Source organism: Streptomyces sp. NBC_00448 (genome assembly GCF_036014115.1).
GTDB lineage: Bacteria > Actinomycetota > Actinomycetes > Streptomycetales > Streptomycetaceae > Actinacidiphila.
The window spans coordinates 9,172,816-9,190,569 of the sequence record NZ_CP107913.1; the positions used below are offsets into that span (position 1 = coordinate 9,172,816).

General features: G+C 68.2%; 14 protein-coding genes and 1 pseudogene. 6 read left to right on the forward strand and 9 right to left on the reverse strand.

Going from position 1 to position 17,754, the window contains the following annotated elements; all coding sequences use genetic code 11:
- Positions 1-18: 18 nt before the first annotated feature.
- Together OG370_RS39325 and OG370_RS39330 are read right to left on the reverse strand one after the other, a co-directional pair.
- Complete coding sequence (locus OG370_RS39325) at positions 19-1,188, reverse strand: acyl-CoA dehydrogenase family protein (protein ID WP_328472984.1); 1,170 nt, start codon at positions 1,186-1,188, stop codon at positions 19-21.
- Entirely contained in the window at positions 1,185-1,463 is a 279-nt protein-coding gene (locus OG370_RS39330) for a phosphopantetheine-binding protein (protein ID WP_328472986.1), read from the reverse strand. Before OG370_RS39330 ends, OG370_RS39325 begins: the two co-directional genes overlap by 4 nt.
- Before the next feature lie 336 nt (positions 1,464-1,799).
- On the opposite strand from OG370_RS39330, the gene OG370_RS39335 reads away from it, so the two are divergent.
- Both OG370_RS39335 and OG370_RS39340 read left to right on the forward strand, forming a co-directional pair.
- Positions 1,800-3,071, forward strand: coding sequence for an MFS transporter (locus tag OG370_RS39335; RefSeq protein WP_328472988.1), 1,272 nt, complete (start codon positions 1,800-1,802; stop codon positions 3,069-3,071).
- A 52-nt stretch (positions 3,072-3,123) separates the two neighbouring features.
- The gene (locus OG370_RS39340; protein ID WP_328472990.1) at positions 3,124-4,434 is read left to right on the forward strand and encodes a condensation domain-containing protein; all 1,311 of its coding nucleotides are present in this window, start codon (positions 3,124-3,126) and stop codon (positions 4,432-4,434) included.
- Positions 4,435-4,627: 193 nt separating this feature from the next.
- Here OG370_RS39340 and OG370_RS39345 read toward each other — a convergent pair whose 3' ends face one another.
- From OG370_RS39345 to OG370_RS39370, 6 genes are all read right to left on the reverse strand, one after another.
- Complete coding sequence (locus OG370_RS39345; RefSeq protein ID WP_328472992.1) at positions 4,628-5,302, reverse strand: LmbU family transcriptional regulator; 675 nt, start codon at positions 5,300-5,302, stop codon at positions 4,628-4,630.
- A 57-nt stretch (positions 5,303-5,359) separates the two neighbouring features.
- The gene (gene vanX / locus OG370_RS39350) at positions 5,360-5,986 is read right to left on the reverse strand and encodes a D-Ala-D-Ala dipeptidase VanX (RefSeq protein WP_328474838.1); all 627 of its coding nucleotides are present in this window, start codon (positions 5,984-5,986) and stop codon (positions 5,360-5,362) included.
- Between the two features lie 14 nt (positions 5,987-6,000).
- Positions 6,001-7,041 (reverse strand): D-alanine--(R)-lactate ligase VanA-Sc, encoded by a 1,041-nt coding sequence (gene vanA-Sc / locus OG370_RS39355; RefSeq protein WP_328472994.1) that lies wholly within the window; start codon positions 7,039-7,041, stop codon positions 6,001-6,003.
- Positions 7,034-8,023, reverse strand: a complete 990-nt coding sequence (locus OG370_RS39360) for a D-isomer specific 2-hydroxyacid dehydrogenase family protein (protein ID WP_328472996.1) — start codon at positions 8,021-8,023, stop codon at positions 7,034-7,036. Before OG370_RS39360 ends, vanA-Sc begins: the two co-directional genes overlap by 8 nt.
- A gap of 354 nt (positions 8,024-8,377) precedes the next feature.
- A complete protein-coding gene (locus OG370_RS39365) occupies positions 8,378-9,544 on the reverse strand; it encodes a lipid II:glycine glycyltransferase FemX (protein ID WP_328472998.1) in 1,167 nt (388 codons plus the stop codon).
- 88 nt (positions 9,545-9,632) lie between these two features.
- On the reverse strand, positions 9,633-10,688 hold the full coding sequence (locus tag OG370_RS39370; protein WP_328473000.1) for an endonuclease/exonuclease/phosphatase family protein: 1,056 nt from the start codon (positions 10,686-10,688) through the stop codon (positions 9,633-9,635).
- A gap of 1,261 nt (positions 10,689-11,949) precedes the next feature.
- Here OG370_RS39370 and OG370_RS39375 point away from each other — a divergent pair.
- The gene (locus tag OG370_RS39375) at positions 11,950-13,536 is read left to right on the forward strand and encodes an MBL fold metallo-hydrolase (protein WP_328473002.1); all 1,587 of its coding nucleotides are present in this window, start codon (positions 11,950-11,952) and stop codon (positions 13,534-13,536) included.
- Here the strand turns inward: OG370_RS39375 and OG370_RS39380 are convergent.
- A pseudogene (locus OG370_RS39380) lies at positions 13,527-13,719 on the reverse strand (transposase); the annotation flags it as partial. The gene OG370_RS39375 and the pseudogene OG370_RS39380 sit on opposite strands and share 10 nt — an antisense overlap.
- Positions 13,720-14,044: 325 nt before the next feature.
- On the opposite strand from OG370_RS39380, the gene OG370_RS39385 reads away from it, so the two are divergent.
- The 3 genes from OG370_RS39385 (at position 14,045) to OG370_RS39395 (ending at position 17,594) form a co-directional block, all read left to right on the forward strand.
- On the forward strand, positions 14,045-15,040 hold the full coding sequence (locus OG370_RS39385) for an IS1380 family transposase (RefSeq protein ID WP_328473004.1): 996 nt from the start codon (positions 14,045-14,047) through the stop codon (positions 15,038-15,040).
- Positions 15,041-15,573: 533 nt separating this feature from the next.
- Positions 15,574-17,046, forward strand: a complete 1,473-nt coding sequence (gene ltrA, locus OG370_RS39390; RefSeq protein WP_328460845.1) for a group II intron reverse transcriptase/maturase — start codon at positions 15,574-15,576, stop codon at positions 17,044-17,046.
- 23 nt (positions 17,047-17,069) lie between these two features.
- Positions 17,070-17,594, forward strand: coding sequence for a transposase (locus tag OG370_RS39395; RefSeq protein ID WP_328473006.1), 525 nt, complete (start codon positions 17,070-17,072; stop codon positions 17,592-17,594).
- Positions 17,595-17,754: the final 160 nt, after the last annotated feature.

Genomic DNA, 17,754 nt, shown 5'->3' on the forward strand with positions numbered 1-17,754 from the left:
GCGCCTCCGTGATGTGGGTCAGATGAGGCTGACGGAGCGGTCGAGGAGGGTCAGCGCGCCGATTCCCGTCCACAGAGCGTCGTTCGCGTGATTCAGACTCGCCGAACGCAGGTCGCGGAAGTGCCGTTCCAGCGGTACCGGAGACCTCCGTCCGTACCCCAGGCGCAGGCCGCCCATCTCCACCATCCGGTCGACCGCGCGGAACGTGTGCTCGGACGCGATCACCTTCAGGGCACTGAGTTGAAGCTGGGCCCGGGGCTCCGCGAGCGAGCGGCCCTCGGCCCGGGCCTGTTCCACCTGCTCGAGCACCCGGTGCAGATAAGCGCTGACCAACTCCAGTTCGACCCGGATGCGGGCGAGCCGTTCGTAGAACAGCTCTCCCGGGGTGCTGGACCCGTTGGCGCGAAACCACGCCACCAAGTCGGCCAGGGCGCCGCGGGCCGCACCGAGCCAGCAGGCGGACCAGCCCAGGTGCGACAAGGGGATCATGCTCGTACGGGCGATCTCGGCGAATCCCCCGGGCGGGCCGACCACGTTCTCCGCCGGCACCCGACCGGACAGCTCCAACCCCCCACTCGCGGTGGCCCGCATGCCCATGACGTCCCAGCCGCCGTTTTCGTCGACGCGCAGATCGCGCCGGTCGGCGTAGACCAGCGACACCTGTTGCTCGGTGGCATCCTCGGCGGCGCGCATGGTGAGGAGGAACCCTTCGGCCTGGGCGCCGCCGGACACCACCGGAGCCGACCGCTCCACCAGCAGGTGGTCGCCGTCGACACGCAGCGGTTCCCTGGCGCTGAAGAGGTCCGAGGGCCGGCCGCGCTCGCTCGTCACCGAGGCGATGTACACCTCACCGGCCGCGACGCGCGGTAGGAGCGCATCCTTCAGCGCCGTGGACCCGTGCCGCGTGATGGCATCCACCTGGAAGCAGTGCATGGTCCACAGGTGCGCGGTGGACAGGCAGGCGCCCGCCATCCTCTCCGCCACGGACACGAAGGTGCGCAACGAGGCCCCCCGACCGCCGAACTGCGCGGGCACGATGAGCCCCAGCAGCCCTTCCTTCCGCAGCGCCTTCATCGAGGCGTGCGGGAAGCAGCTGCGGTCGTCCGCTTCGCCGGCCCCCTGTCGCAGCACCGGGAGCACGCGGGCCAGCGCTGCCTCCCACGAGCCGGCCTCCGCCCGGTCGTTCATGGGCGCGCCTGCGTCGGCGTGTCGGAGGAGCGCCGGCTCTCCTCCAGGACCCGCCAGAGCCCCGAGAGGCTGGTGAAGACTCGGAATTCGAGGTGCTCGTCGGCCACCTGGACGCCGTACGCGTGCTCCAGCGCCATGAGGAGTTGCACCATTCCCAGCGAACTCAGGCCGAGCGCCGTCAGATCGAGATCAGGAGTCAGTGATCTCTCGGGGCTCAGCCCTTTGACGTTGTCACGTATCACCGTTTCAAAACGCTCGTCCCAGATTTGTTCCAATGGTCGTGTCCTTAAGTCCGTGAGATGGACAAGACGATCCGGCCGGACTTCGCAGTTGCGGATCGGAGATGAGGAGTCGTGCGGATTGCACACCGAAAGGCGGAGCGCGCCTCAAAGCGGGGAATGTAATCGCGACCGGTGCGGCTGTCAAGGACAGCGATAGGTCAGCGACAAGGGGCGTCAACGCCGTTGCTTTAAGGCGTGGTTGACAGCACTACCGGGACGCGCGATGCTCCTGTACCGCTCACGCCGCCCGCGGACCGCCTTTTCCGCGGTCGTCGGCCAGGTGTGCTCGAATCTTGTTCCGACCGCCACGCACATAGGATTCGGCGCCGTATGCCGCACGCAACCGAGGCGACCCAGCAGAGCACGAACAAGCCGCTGGCGCTCCCCCGATTCCGACGCTATTTCGCTGCCCGCACCATATCCCTTACCGGCGATGCCATGCTTCCGGTGGCTCTGACCGTCGCCGTGCTCAACGACGGCTATGGCGCCACGGGGGTGGGACTGGTTCTCGCCGCGCCGCTCGTCCCCTGGGTCTCGCTGATGCTTTTCAGCGGTGTCCTCGCCGACCGGATCGGCCCGCTGCCGATGATGGTCAGTTCCGACCTGATGCGTTTCGTCGGCCAGGGAATTCTGGCGACGGCGATCCTGCTGGGGCACGCGCCCCTCGTGCTCCTGGTGGTGATGCAGGTGCTTTCGGGCATCGGCACCGCCTTCTTCCAGCCCGGTGTGGGCAGCATCGTCTCCGATCTGACAGAGGAGGTCCAGCAGGCGGTCGGGCTGCTGCGGACGTCTGAGGCCATGGTGACGATGCTGGCGCCCGCGGTCGCCGGGCTCGCGCTGACCGTGTGGAGTCCCGGTGCCGTGGTCGGTGTTGACGCGGCGTCGTTCGCCGCGAGCGGCGTGCTGCTTCTGTTCCTCCGGTTGCCCGGGCGGAAGGCGGCGCAGGCGCCGAGAGGCGGCTTCGTCAGGTCCGACCTCGTCGAAGGGTGGCACGAGTTCACGTCCCGGCGCTGGCTGTGGACGGTCATCGTGATCTTCGGCCTGTTCGGTCTGCTCGTCTTCGGCCCCTTCTACGTCCTCAGCGCCTCCACCATCACCGAGCACCATGGCAGCCAGACCTACGGCATGGTGGTCGCCCTCCAGGGCGTAGGAGCGATCTGCGGTGGCTTCCTGGGCACGAGAATCCGACCGCGGCGGCCTTTGAAGGTGGCGGCCGGCGTCCTGCTCCTCACGATCCCCCAGGTCCTGGCGCTGGCGGGCGGCGTCGGGATCCCGCTGCTGGCGGGGACTGTCTGCCTGGGGGCCGTCGGGCGCTCGGTGTGGAGCGTCCTGTGGGGGAGCACCGAGCAACTGCACGTGCCGAAGGCCGTGTTGAACCGAATCTACGCCTACGACGTGGTGGGCTCGGTCGCCCTGCTCCCGGTCGGCCGGGCCCTGGCCGGCCCGCTCGCGGAGGTCATGGGAGACACCCCGCTACTCCTGCTCTCGGCAGCCGCCGCGCTGGCAGGCTCCGCGGCCATGCTCGCCACACGCGAGATTCGCACCTTGCCCGCGGCCCCGGCCGCTGCCGCCTCCGAGCGCTCCCGTCCGTCCGCGTGCTGAACCCATCGCGGCGTAAGGACGTCGACCACCTGCCACGTCATGGAGGGTTCCGTTGACCGAGACATTCCCGCTCAGCTCCGAGCAGCGCAGCATGCTCCACATGGACCGCCTCCTCGGTCCCGGCATCCTGCACAACCTCGTCGCCTCGCTGGAGGTGCCCCGCGGCACCACGAACAGAACCGTCCGGCACGCCGTCGAGCGACTGGCCGAGCGGAACCCCGCCCTCACCGCGACACTGGCTGAGGGAGCCCACGGCACACGCCAGCAGACCGGGCGGCGGGACGTCGAGGTCCACTCCTTCGCCCCGTCGTCCGGCGGCGACATCGAAAGCCGCCTCGATCGCCTACGCCACCTCCGCCTCGACCGCTCCACCGGGGCCCGGGCGACCGTGCGTCGGCACACCGACGGAGCGGGCGACCGCCTGATCCTGGCGGTGGACCACCTGGTGTGCGACGCCGCCGCGCGTGAACTCGTTGTGCGCGACACCTCGTCCCTGCTGACCGGCGGCGGACCCGCCGCCGACGCCCACACCGCGCCCCAGGCGTACGCGGCCTACTGCCGGGAGCAGGAGGCCGCTCTGGCGGACGGACAGGTCAGGCGGCGGGAGATCGAGCGCTGGAAGTGCGCACTGCGGGGCTGCCGGCCCCTGACCGGCCTCGGCTCGAAGGCCGCGGCCGACGCCCCCCGTGAGGCCAGGTGCTGGGAGATCCACGAGCCGGGACCGGCGCTGCACGACGCGCTGCGCCATCTCGCGGCGGCCACGGCGACCAGTCCCTTCGTGGTCGGCGCCGCCCTGTACGCGACCGCCCTGTGGGCACGGACCGGGGTCCGGTCGAGCGCACTGGTCACTCCGGTGTCCACCCGCAGGGCGCCGGAGCACCAACGCCTGGTGACGAACCTGGTGAACGAACGCCCGGTGCCGTACCGCATCGTCCCCGACGAGGGTTTCACCGTGCTCGCGCAGCGCCTCGGAGGGAGCTTCCTCTCAGCGTTGCGCGGCGCGTCACTCGCGATTCCCGACCTGGTCGCGACGGTGGACGGGTACCGGGAGCTCCTCCATGCGCCGGACTGCGCCTACGTCCAATTGCAGGTGTCGCTCGGCAGCGCCGCACCGTCCGACCTTCCGGCAGGGGAGCGGAGTTGGCCCTGGGGGGCGCCGTACGCGGCGCCGACCGGCATCACCTGCACGGTGTTCCGGGTGAACGCCTCTCCGCGCGGCGCCCGGCTCAGCACGTTCCACGGCGGTCCCACCGGTCAGGGGACGGCGGTCGCGGCGATCTCGAAGGACGTCATCCGGCTGGCAGGACTGGCGGCCGGCGACCCGCGGACGCCCGTCGGCCGCCTGGCCGACGAAGCGTGCTGACGGCGCCTCGACCGGGGCCTCTCCGGATCGCCGGGTTGTCCCGCCGGCGGGACAACCCGGCGATCCGGAGGAACCCCGGTGCCGGAACGGCGGCAGGGTCCCGGCACGATGAGGAACCGGGTGTGATCACGCCGGCCGTGCGAGCCGTCCGCCGCGAGCCGTCCCGACCTCGTGAGCCGTCGATCGCATGACGTCACCCGGCGACGGCGTCATGTGGCGAGTCCACGTCCAACTCCGCGGCTGCCGCGGCATCGAGTTTGAGCACGACCCAGTCCTCGAGTCGGACGTGAGAGTGCTCGGCCGCCGAGCGCCATCGCGCGATGCGCTCCGGGGCGGCGGTGATGGCGGGCAGGAGGTTGCGCTCGGCCGAGGCCGTCCCGGGCCGACGAGCGTCTCGGATGCTCCTGCGCAACTGGTTGCGGGACCAGTCGCACTCTTCGGCACGCCCCAGCCACATGTCCTGCTCCTCCGGGCCGAGTGCGGCGACCTCCGCGTGGTGCTGGAAGCTGAGGCCGGCCCTGCGCCGGGAGACCTCGACCTGTCGCGCGACCCACGCGTAGTTCCGGATGGTCTGGTATTCCAGCCCGACGGCATCGACGGCCCTGCGGTAGCGGTCCTCGAAGCGGGAGCGGCCATAGTTGATCCAGTCGCCGAGGCACCAGGCGACCGAGTCCAGCGTCTGGGAGATCCGGTGCCCGACCTGCTCCCACACGTCATAGGTCAGCCGATCGGGAATTTGCAGACCCACCCGGGTGACCATCACCTGCCGCACCGGATGCCCGGCGCCGCCGTTCGTGCCGTCCTGCGGCCCGACGGCGGCGGACGTGCCATCGAGTTCACGCCCTTTCCGCTCCGCCTTCGTTCCCATAACCCCCGCCCCCTGTAATTTTTTCGGTTCCCCGGTCCGCGACCGCGAGCTTGGCTCCTACCTGATGGGGAAATCGAAATAGGTGTCCGGAAAGGGTTCGTTGTCGAGCGTGTAATGCCACCACTCGCGTTCGTACGCATGGAAACCGCAGGTCTCCATCACGGACCGAAGGTGCTGACGGTTCCGCGTTTCGACGGGCGTGATCCCTTTCGCGCCGTGGTGCGAGATGAGGTCCATCAGGTCGTGGTCGCCGCCCATGGGAACGAGTTTTCCCGTGGCCAGGTCATAGAGCGTGAGGTCGACGGTGCTGCCCCGGCTGTGGCCCGACTTGGCGGCCACGTATCCCTTCTCGAACATCTCGGCCCTGTCGATGTTGGGATAGTGCCGCGACTTCGTCCGGCCGTCCTCCGGCTGCTGCGACCAGCTCATGAAGCAGTCGACGGCACACTGCGGGCGGTAGCCGTCCCAGAGCAGCAGGCCGAACCCCAGTGACGCGGCCTGGCCCCGCGCCTTTCCCAGCGCCGTGCACAGAGCCGTCGTTCCGACGATCCGATTGGCCAGATAGCCGTCCACCGCCTTTCCGGTGAAGTTGTCCCGCGTGGCGTACTTGGCATCCCAGCGTATTCCGGGCACCAGGTCGTCCGCGAAGGCGAAGACGTCATCCCTCGACTCCGCAGTCTCCACCGCCGCAACCGCTTTCACCGGATCTTCCCCGTCAGCGCGAGGGAGACGGTTCGGTCGATCACTTCGGAGAGCGACAGACCCGCGGCCGCCATCATCCTCGGGTAACGGCTGTACGAAGTCATGCCGGGGAAGGTGTTGACCTCGTTGAGGACGACTTCTCCGTCCTCCGTGAGGAACATGTCCACCCGCGAGATGCCGCGGCACCCCACGGCGCGGTACACGGCCTTGGCCGCCTCCTGGACGAGCAGCCGGGACTCTTCGGGGATGTCGGCGGGAACGATCGCGATGGAGTTCTCGGAGCCGGTCTCGGGGGAGTCCTCCTGATGAATCCGGAAGAATCCGTGCGAGAGCGCGATCCGGTCCACCTCGCCCACGACGAGATCCGCGTCGTTGCCCAGGATGGCGCAGCCGATCTCCTGCCCATGGACCGCCTCTTCGATCAGCACCTTCGAGTCGTACTGTCGTGCCGTCTCCACCGCACTCGGGAGTTCCTCTGCCCGGAGCACCTTGGTGACGCCGAAGGACGATCCCGATCGGGCCGGCTTCACGAAGACCGGGTAGGTGAGCTGGGCGGGATCGACGGTCTCGTCGGCCGTGACGGTCCAGAAGTTCGGCGTGGCGATTCCCGCGCTCCTGGCGACGATGTAGGCGAGGGACTTGTCCATGCACAGAGCGGCACTCGGGACGTCGCAGCCGATGTAGGGGATACCCGAGAGTTCCAGCAGCCCCTGCATCGCGCCGCCTTCGCCGAGCCTGCCGTGCAGCACGGGCAGCACGACGTCCAGCCGGATCGTACGGATGCCCTCCGGCTCCAGGACGAGGAGTCCGTGCACGTCGCTGTCCGGCGAGAGCACCACCGGGTGGCAGTCGCCGTTCTCCCACTCCGCGTCAGGCCCGTCGCAGAGCTTCCAGGCACCGCTCTTCGTGATCCCGACGAAGAAGGGTTCGTACTTCTCGAGATCGAGGTTCCGGGCCATTTCCCGCGCGGACTTGACGGATACGGGGTGCTCCTCGGAACGGCCCCCGAAGATGACGCCGATCTTCAGCTTAGCCATGCTGGTTCCTGCTTTCGAAAGTCAGTGAGTTGGTGAGGGAGTTCGCCACGATGTCGCGCAGGGCGTGATCCGTGTAGTAGGCGGTGTGCGGAGTGACGAGCGCGTTCGGCAGCTCCTGAAGCCGCAGCAGTACCTTGCTTTCCATGGGCCTGTCCCGGCAGTCGGCATAGAAGACGCCTTCCTCGCCTTCGACGACATCCAGTGCCGCGCCGCCCAGCCTGCCGATCTCCAGTTCGTTCACCAGGGCCTCGGTGTCGATGAGCCCACCACGCCCGGTGTTGACGATCAGCGCGCCGTCCTTCATCCGCGTCAGGCGCCGTTGGTCCAACAGATGGTGTGTGGCCGCGGTGAGCGGCGTGTGCAGCGTGACCACATCACTCCGCCGCAGCAGTTCGTCGAGCGAGACGTACTCAGCGGTGGGACCGGCGCGGTCCGCGCGGCGGTCGTCATGGGCCAGAACGCGGCAGCCGAAACCCCGCAGCCGGTCCAGCACCGCCGCGCCGATACGTCCCGTCCCGATCACTCCGACGGTCATGTCGCGCAGTTCCCTCCCGCGCACGTCACTCAGCCGGTAGTCGTGCATGTCGGTGCGGCGGACGATGGATTTCGCATCGCGTACCGCCATCAACATGAGCATCAGGGTGTAGTCGGCGACGCTGTCCGGCGAGTAGGAGACGTTCTCGACGTGGATGCCGATGCTCTCCGCGTATTCCATGTCGATGTGGTTGTACCCGACGCTCCGCGTGGAGACATAGCGCACGCCGACTCCGCGGAGCGCACGCAGCGCGACACGGGTGAGGGGCGTCTTGTGGCTGACGCTGACGCACCGGCTGCCGGCGGCCAGTCCGCTGGTGGATTCGGACGCCGGGGCGTCGGTGACAATCGGCCGCACACCGAGGCCGGGCGCCAGCTCGCGGAACAGGGAAGCCTCGTCCGGACCGCACCCGTACACGGTGATGCGAGTCTTTTGGCTGTGGGTCATGCCTCCAGTGAAGGCGGCTTGCTGTTGCCGGGGCGTATGTGGTTTTCGATATGCCCGCGATACGCCCTACTGCCCTGGCGGGAGGCATGACCGACACCTGCTGGACAGCCGGCAAGCCGAGCCCGGCGGTCTCTTCGCCGCCTTCGCCGCCCACGTCGTGGCCCGGCTGCACGACGCACTGACCGTCGTCGGGGCGACCTCGCCGGCAGCGACGCGGCCGCCGACCGGCTGCGTGACCAACTCGCCGCCGGGTATGCGGTGATGGTCAACGCTTCCCGCGGGGCACACCTCGACGAGGCCGCCGCCGCACTCGCGTGGCCGGCCGCTCGGTGCCGCGATCGGCGGCAGTGCGGTTCAACGCCCGCGGCGCCTCATATAGAGGTCGAAGGCCCGGTAGATCATCGGCCGCAGCGGCAGGTCCCATTCGCCGACGTACCGTACCGCCTGGCCGCCGGTGCCGACTTTGAACCGGACGAGACCGACGTGCGGGTCGTCGGCGTCGAGGGTCGGGGTGATGCCGCGCAGGTCGTAGACATCGCAGTCGGCCGCGCGCGCGTCACGGATCATCGCCCACTGACAGGCGTTGGAGCCGCGCACCTCGCGTTTCGCGGTGGCGGAGGCGCCGTAGGAGTACACCGCGTGGGCCCCGACGCGCACCATGACCGTGGCCGCCGCCAAGTCGCCCTGGTGGTGGGCCAGGTAGAGCGTGATCCGCTCGGGCTCCTCGGCGCGCAGCGCCGCGAACATCGTCTCGAAGTAGGGCAGCGGCCGGGGTGTGAAGCGGTCACGTTCAGCGGTGTGGACGTAGAGGTCGTGAAACGCCTTCAGCTCCTCCGGACTCCCGTCGCTGACCGTGACCTCGACGCCCTCCTTGGCCGCCTTCTTGATGTTGCGGCGCCACTGCTGGTTCATGCCCCTGAGCAGATCGTCCTCGGTCTTGCCGGTCAGCGGGACCTGGTACTTGAACTGCGGATGCCCCACTCCGAACCCGTCCTGCGGATTCTGCGGCAGCCAACCCGCGTCCTTGAGTCTGTCGCTCACGCGGGCGCCGAGCGGGTCGACCCACCATCCTGCCAGGTCGGTCAGCCGCCGGACCGACGGGTCGGTGATGCCCTCCTTGACCTGGTCCGAGCTCCAGGCGTCCGTTACCAGCGGCGGGCCGATCCGGATCGCGAAAGCGCCATGCTCCTTGAGATACGCCGCCAGCGGATCGAGCCACATACTGATCTCGCTGCTCCAGTCGATGACCGGGCCCTCGGGCAGATACGCCAGCGTGTAACGGTCGAGCCGCGGTACAGGGCGGTACAGGACGAGCCCGGCGCCCACCAGGTGCTGACCGTTGAACCAGCCGAGGGACTCGCTGCGCCATTCGGTCTTGACCCGGCCCCACGCCGGGGTCTGGAGGAAACTGACCGACCGCTGGGCCCGGACAAACGCCAGGTGCTCGGCGGCGCTGATCGGTCTGACGATCGGAGATCCGACCGTGGTAGGGGATGGTTCGTTGGAAGACTTGGAGGACATGCTGCCAGTCAATGTAGTGGGGTGTTCCCGGGACGTATGTGAATTTCGATACACAGACGATATGCCACTTTCCGTCTGCTCGCGGCGCTCACCAGCTGATGCCGGCCGCCACCGGCCGATGGTCACTGCCCGTGGCCGGCAACAGCCACGCGCTTTCCGGCTCCACGCCGCGGACGAGGATCTGGTCGATCCGCACCATGGGAAACCTCGCCGGCCAGCTGAAACCGAACCCGTCTCCCGCCACGTCCTGGACCGAACGCAGCTGCGAGGTGAGGCCGTCGAACGCACGGTCGTCCAAGGTGCCGTTGAAGTCACCGAGTACCAGCACCCGCTCGCTGCGGTCGGCGGCGACGACCTTGGCGAGCTTCGTCGCGTCGGCGTCCCGCGAGTCCGTCCAGAAGCCGCCCCTGGGCATCACCCGGACAGAACCGAGATGCACCACGTACACCTCCAGCGGCCCCTTCTGAGTCGTCACCGTGGTGCGCAGCGCACGCAGCGGGACCATCGGGACGTCTTCGCGCCGCTGATCCTCGACCGGCGGCCCGGGCGTGTCTCGCCGGTCGTCGACCGGCCGGGTGTCGGACAGCGGCAGCTTGCTCCACAGCCCGACCGTGTCCAGCACCGCGTGGTACGGGTACGCCTTCGCCAGCTCCTTCTCGTACCTGCCCTCGGCCTGGTCGGTCAGTTCCTCGAGCGCCAGCAGATCCGCGCCGGAGGCGGCCAGGTCGCGGGCGGTGCCGGCCGGATCACGGTTCGCGGCGTCCACGTTGTGGCTGACCACCGTGAGGTCGCCGGCCCGGTGGGACTTGTCGCCGAGCAGCCCGCCGAAGAGGTTCAGCCACACGACGACCGGCAGCAGCAGCGCGACAACCGAGGAGGCGGAGCGGCGCCACAGCGCTCCGGCGAACAGCACGGGGACGAACAGACCGAACCACGGCAGGAAGGTTTCCACCAGACTGCCCAGGCCGGCCCGGTCCGTGAGCTGTCCATGCAGCAGCAGAAGCAGCCCCAGCAACAGCGCACACACCGTCAGCACCGGGCCGCGCTTCCACGGGTCCAGCCGGAAGAGGCCCGCGAGCCGGGTTCCACCGTCTTCGGCAGACAGGCCGCCCGGTCCGGCCTCCGCCGTGTCCACCGGTGTCATCGTCCGATCTCGCTCGCTCTTGCCCACCGCTGATCGCAGGTACTCACCGGTCATTGCCGCATTCCCGGGTCATCGGTGGGATTGCCATACTTGTGCGGGCGGCCATTGGCGGCCGCCCCGGTGCGCGGTTCGTGCTGCCGGGGTTCGTTCCCGTGGATGTGGCACAGCCCGGGCCGCGGACAACCGACCGGCGAACCCGACGTGTCGTTGTCCTTGCGGAGGTCAGGGTTCGAGACATACAGCCAGGGAAAACGACATGACGTTGCCAGCGCGTATGCGATTTTCGATACACGGACGATATGTGCCGCCCCGCCGCCTTGAAGCGGTGTGGGTTCGACAGGGATTCCGAATCGCGCTGGCCCCCTGGGACGCGGAGGCGGACCAGCCGAAGTTGCCGCGGTTGAGGCGTGCCTGACGAGGGACGCGCGGAAGAGGCTCTCTGCGCGGGATGGCCTGGCGCCGCCTCGATCATGCCCGCGTGCAGGGCTGTCGTCGGCGCCGGAACGCATCCCACAGGGCCTGCCGAGACTGAGTTCCGGTTTCCGTGGAAGATCACGCCGACGGGGGAGACTTTCGATTCAGACAGCGTGTTGACCGTCCCAAAGGGCGTTCCAGGCCGGTGAATTCCATCCACATGGGGGCACGTGGTAGCGACGAGGAGACCGAAGCGGACTCGGGCCAGGTCCGGTCCGGGTGATCCAGTTCCGGAATTCCTGTCGGATTCCGTCTCCGGGGCCCTGGCGCTCTGATCCGGCGCGTCCACGATTCCGCCGAGATCACCGAGAAGGACCGGTAGCCACCTCGCGCGTGGTGGCGCCAAGGGAATCATTCGGGGTCCGAGCGGCGACCCGGATCACCTCGCGTCGTCCACCGCGTGACTCGTCCACCACGAGACTCGACCACCAGCTGTTGCATGTGCCGAAGGCGAAAGGGCACGACGGCGACGCGGGGGAGGCCCCCGTTCGGCTCACGTCCGCGTCCAAGTGCCGGAATCACGCGCTTGGACACCACTCGTGGACATTGAGCCCGATCAGCACCATGGACCTCCTGACTCCGCTGACGTCGGAGAGGGGATGTCCGCATGGTCGTGATGCCGCCCACCGGAGACGCCGAGGCAAGGGGAAGGCCCCTTCTGCCGACCCGGACGATCAGGTCGCGCCGGCGACGCACTTCACCGCGGACCGTCCGGTGCTGTCATGCGAACCGGCCGTACCGAGCTGCCTGCGAGGCCCGGTATTTCACTCAATCGTGAGGAGTAGAAGTGACCGAGGAACAGCTCTTTCTCCGGTCCGACACCATCATCGAACCACTGGTCGACCGGTTCTACGCCCAGCTGTACACGACAGCTCCAGTGACCGGCACCATGAACCTGGCCTTCCGGCAGATCCCGATGCTGGAGTCCTACTTGCAGACTCCGGACTATCACTTCACGGGCAGCCGCGACCCGAGGTTCCGCGGCGGGTTCTTCGTCGGTATCGAGGAGGCGCGGAAGGCCGAGGTCGAGGCGCTGCTGGCGGCCATCCGGCGTGACCGCGCGGACATGATCCGGTTCGCCGAGGCGATCGCGGAGGCGGAGCGGACCGTACGGGAGGAGGCGACCGGCTACGACCTCGGGCCGCTCTACCCGAAGCTCCCCCCCGAGCTGGCGGGCCTGGTGGAGGTCACCTATGACACCGGCAACCAGGCCTCGCTGCACTTCCTGGAGCCCCTCGCCTACCAGAGCAAGGCCTACACGGAGGACCGCCAGTCGGTTCAGCTGTCGGCGGAAACCGGCATCGAGCGGCCGTTTGTGATGAGCACCCCGCGGCTGCCCTCGCCCGACGTGCTGGAGCTGAACATCCCCTTCCGGCACCCGGGTATCGAAGAACTGTTCCGCTCCAGGGTCCGGCCCACCACTTTGGCAGCGCTCCGCGAGGCGCTGGAGCTCAGCGACGGGGAAGCCGCCCAACTGTCCCGCTTGCTGGTCGCAGAGCCGGGGGTGACCGCCGGTCGCCACGTCACGACCGGAGCCAGGATTCGCTACTGGGGGCATGCCTGCCTCCTCTTGCAGACTCCCGAGGTGTCCATCCTCACGGACCCGTTCATCAGCGCCGACACCCGCGCGACCGGCCGGTACACCTATGACGACCTTCCCGACCACATCGACTACGTCCTCATCACGCATGGGCATTCCGACCATCTCGTGACCGAGACCCTGCTCCAACTGCGCGGCCGGGTAGGCACATTCGTCGTGCCGAGGAGCTCGCGCGGCAATCAGTGCGACCCATCGCTGGCGCTTTTCCTGAAGTGCCTCGGGCTCCCCGTCATCGAGGTGGACGACTTCGACGAGGTGGCCTTCCCCGACGGGAAGATCGTCGCCACTCCGTTCTTCGGAGAGCACGCCGATCTCGACATCCGCGCCAAGTCGACCTACTGGATCCGCCTCGGCGGGAAGTCCGTCTACGTGGGGGCGGACTCCTCCGGCCTCGATCCGGTCCTCTACCGCTACGTCCGCCAGCATCTCGGACGGGTGGACATCGCGTTCCTCGGCATGGAGTGCGACGGTGCGCCGCTGAATTGGCAGTACCAGCCTCTGTTCGCCGAACAGATCCCGAAGAAGATGAGCGATACCCGCAAAATGTCCGGCTCCAACGCGGAGCAGGCAAGCGCGATCGTCACCGAGCTGGGGGCCGAAGAGGCGTACATCTACGCGATGGGCGAGGAGAGTTGGCTCGGCCACGTCATGGCCACCAGCTACAACCCGGACTCCTACCAACTCCAGCAGATCGCCGAGTTCGAGGAATGGTGCTCGCACAAGGGAGTCAAATCCGGTCACTTGCTCAACCAGGCCGAGTGGAAATGGTCGTAGCCGGGCCGAACACGAGTCGGAGGCGAACGTCGAGGCACCTCGGCACGTCCCCCGCACGGGCGGTACAGCCTCGAGGAGCGGGATCAGCTGGGTGGCATCGTTGCGGTTGCCGCCGGTCAGGGTCGCGGCGAGCGGAATGCCCGTGGCGTCGGTGATCAGGTGATGCTCGCTGCCCGTCCTGCCCGTCTGCCCGTCCTGCCCCGGTCGACAAGGTCACCGGGAACCGCGCGATCTGCCCTCACCGCGTCCAAGTGTCGAAAACGGTCAGTTGGTCGGCGACGTGAGAGGGCGACGTCGTCGCAGTCCGCACGCCACCGCGTGGCGAGAGGACTGCGACGGTACGCGGCCGTCCCGGCCGTCAGGCCGGGGCGGAGCGCCAGGTGTCTAGCCTCGGGCTTTCGTGAGGGGCTTGTCCGGTCCTTGATCAAATAAGTGGAGAGTGCTGCTGACCTGCAACGATGGGACTTTTCTAGGGTCCAGTCGGTCGCGGGAAAGAAGCACTCTCCAGGTGAGTAAGCGTATCGGGTCGTATCCGCGTGTCCGCGTGCGGGACGACGGGGGCGGAGTGGTCTCGCAGGCCGGTGGGGTGCTGCTGGCGGAAACGGTCCGCAAGACGGGGCTGGACGCGGCGATATCGGCGGCGCTGGCACCATGGCGCAAGCCCCGCGCGGTGCACGACCCGGGCAAGATCCTGCTGGACCTCGCCATGGCGGTCGCGCTGGGCGGGGACTGCCTGTCCGATGTGGCGATGCTGCGTGCCCAACCCGCCCTGTTCGGGCCGGTGGCCTCCGATCCCACCGTCTCCAGGCTGGTGGACACCCTGGCCGGGGCGGGTCCACGTGTGGTGACTGCGATCCGCCGGGCCAGGGCCGAAGTGCGCGAACGAGTCTGGACGTTGGCCGGCGCCGATGCCCCCGACGCGGACGGGCAGGTGATCGTGGATATCGACGGGGTGCTGGTCCTGGCGCACTCCGACAAGCAGGACGCGACCGCGACGTGGAAGAAGACCTTCGGGCATCATCCGCTGGTCGCGTTCATCGACCACGGCCCGGCCGGTTCCGGGGAACCGGTCGCAGCCCTGCTGCGGCCGGGCAATGCGGGCAGCAATACCGCCGCCGACCACATCACCACCACTCAACTGGCACTGGCCCAACTGCCCAAACGGCACCGGCGGGGCCGTTCAACCCTGATCCGGACCGACTCCGCGGGCGGCACCCACGAGTTCCTGAACTGGCTCACCGCACGGGGCCGGTGGCTGTCCTATTCCGTCGGGATGACCATCACCGACGCCGTTCACCACGCCGTCCTCCAGATCCCGGGCTCGGCTTGGAGCCCGGCGGTCGAACCCGGCGGCCAGGTCCGCGACGGCGCCTGGGTCGCCGAGCTGGCCGGTGACGTCCTGAAGGGCTGGCCTGCCGGGATGCGGCTGATCGTCCGCAAAGAACGCCCCGTGCGCCGTGAGGCGCTGTTGATTCGAACGGAGGTGGGAGACCTTCGTCGCTGATCCTGTCGCAGCAGGACGGTGGAGCTGAGGGCAGTCTGATCCGGGTGGTGCCGGTGAGGGCGGGAAGCAGCCCTGACAAAGCCGGGACGTGTCAGCACTGCCAGATGGTGCGGGTCCGGCGAGCGGGACGGAAAGGAGTACGAGAGGAACCGGCGTTTACGTCCCTTCATCTTGCACCGGCTCGAATCTGGTGGATATGGGCCGGGGGCGGTGCGCAACCCGTCGGATATCGGCGGGTAACTCCTGGGCCGGATAGGACGGCTGGCCGGGAGACCACGGTGAAGTGCTGCGGGGTAGCCGTGGTGATGCCGCAGGGACAGAGTCGGGCTCCTCCTCCGTCGAGCGAATCACAGTGAACACGGGAACCATCCGGGTCCTGCCACCCGGCCGGGCCGCCAACCCGACCGGGCGGCTGAGCGCACCGACCGCAGATCGGGCCGGGATGGGGCGGAGCCGTCGTAGTACTCCGAGCCGGGGAAAGCCCGGCACATGGGGAAGGACGGCAACGGTTTCGAGAAGGGAAGGAGGCTGCAATGTCGAAAGACGCGTCGGTGAACATCGGCGCCGCGAATGCGATGGACCCGGTGGGGCCGCGCGCCCGGGTATCGAGGATGCAGGCCAAGCTTCACCGTTGGGCGGCGGCCGACTCCGGCCGCAGGTTCGACGACCTGTTCAACTTCGTGCACGACCCGGCGACGCTGCTGGCGGCGTTCGATCGGGTCGCGGGCAACACCGGCGCGAAAACTCCTGGAGTCGACGGCCTGACCGCCGCCGATATCGAGGAGGGCGTCGGTGTGTCCGGATTCCTGGACGACCTGCAAACCCAGCTGAAAGACGGATCGTTTCGTCCGCTTCCGGTGCGGGAGCGTAAGATCCCCAAGCCGGGCGGCAGCGGCAAAGTCCGGAAGCTGGGGATTCCGACCATTGCGGATCGGGTCGTTCAGGCGGCGCTGAAGCTCGTGCTGGAGCCGATCTTCGAGGCCGGCTTTCTGCCGGTCTCGTACGGATTCCGGCCGAAGCGAAGGGCACACGACGCGGTCGCGGAGATTCAGTATTTCGGCACCAAAGGCTACCGCTGGGTGCTGGATGCGGATATCGAGGCGTGCTTTGACTCGATCGACCACACGGCCCTCATGGACCGAGTGCGGACCCGGGTGAAGGACAAGCGCGTGCTGCTGCTGGTCAAGGCGTTCCTCAAGGCCGGGGTGATGACTGAAACCGGTCACTTCGAGGACAACCCGACCGGCACGCCGCAGGGAGGCATCCTGTCCCCCCTGCTAGCCAACATCGCCCTGAGCGTGCTCGATGAGCATGCCCATGGCCCATGGCGGCCGGGCGGGACGATGGCCAGCCCCGTAAGTCGCGCCCTCCGTCGCCGGAGGGGATTGCCGAACTGGCGGATCATCCGCTATGCGGATGATTTCGTCGTGCTCGTGTTCGGCAGCCGTGACGATGCGGAAGTCCTGCGCGAGGAAATTGCTGATGTGCTCGCGCCGCTGGGACTTCGTTTCTCCGAAGCCAAGACCCGCGTCGTGCACATGAGCGAAGGGTTCGACTTCCTTGGGTTCCGCCTCCAGTGGAAACGCAAGCGAGGTACGGACAAGTGGTACGTCTATACCTTCATAGCTGACCGGCCCATCCGGTCCTTGAAGGACAAGATTCGTGCCCTGACACACAGGTTGTCGCAACAGCCACCCAGGGACGTGCTGAGACGGCTCAACCGGATCATGCGCGGCTGGTCCAACTACTTCAGATATGCAGTCGCGAAGAGCACCTTGCAGACTCTCGCCATTTTCGTCTGGCGGCGGATTGCCCGGTGGTGGATGCGGCTGCACCGCTGGAGCTGGACCGACCTGCGAAGGCATCTCACCGACCACACCGGCCGGTGGCTGATGCCCTCATCGGACGGGATCGAATTGTTCAACCTCGGCCGGGTGCCAACCGAAAGGTACCGGTACCGCGGCAATAAGATCCCGAACCCCTGGATCCTGGCCAACCACGCCTGACGGCAGAGACCGTGGAGAGCCCGGTGCGTGGAAACGCGCACGCCGGGTTCGGCGAGCGGTCCGCAGAAACGGACCGGTGGCAACACCGGCACCGCGCTGCGGGCCGACTCACCCACCCCGGGGCCCAGTTGCGGTTCACCGACGCCGACGGCATGCGCTTGACGTGTTTCGCCACCAACACCGCCGGCACTGCGATCGCTGCCCTGGAACTGCGGCACCGCCAGCGCGCCCGAGCCGAGGACCGCATCCGGGCCGCCCGTGCCACCGGCCTGCGCAACCTCCCCCTGCACCACGCGGCAAGCAACCAGCTGTGGCTGGAGATCGTCCAGCTCGCCCTGGACCTCCTCGCCTGGATGCCGATGCTCGCCCTGACCGGCGCCGCCCGCCGCTGGGAACCCAAAAAGCTTCGCCTCAGGCTGTTCTCGGCGGCCGCCCGCCTGGTCACCACCGGCCGTCGACGCATCCTCCGCCTCGACCGCCACTGGCCCTGGACCAACACGATCACCAGCGCCTTCACCCGGCTGCAAGCGCTACCGAACCCTGGCTGACCAGCAAGATCAACCCATCCCGACGAGCACCCGAATCCCTCCGGAACCGTGGAACCCGGCGCCCACCCGACACGACAGTCGGACCATCGGCCTGCCCGCCACCACCCCGACAAGCCGAAACGGCCCACCGGGCAGACCGACGGGCCGTCACGAAAGATCG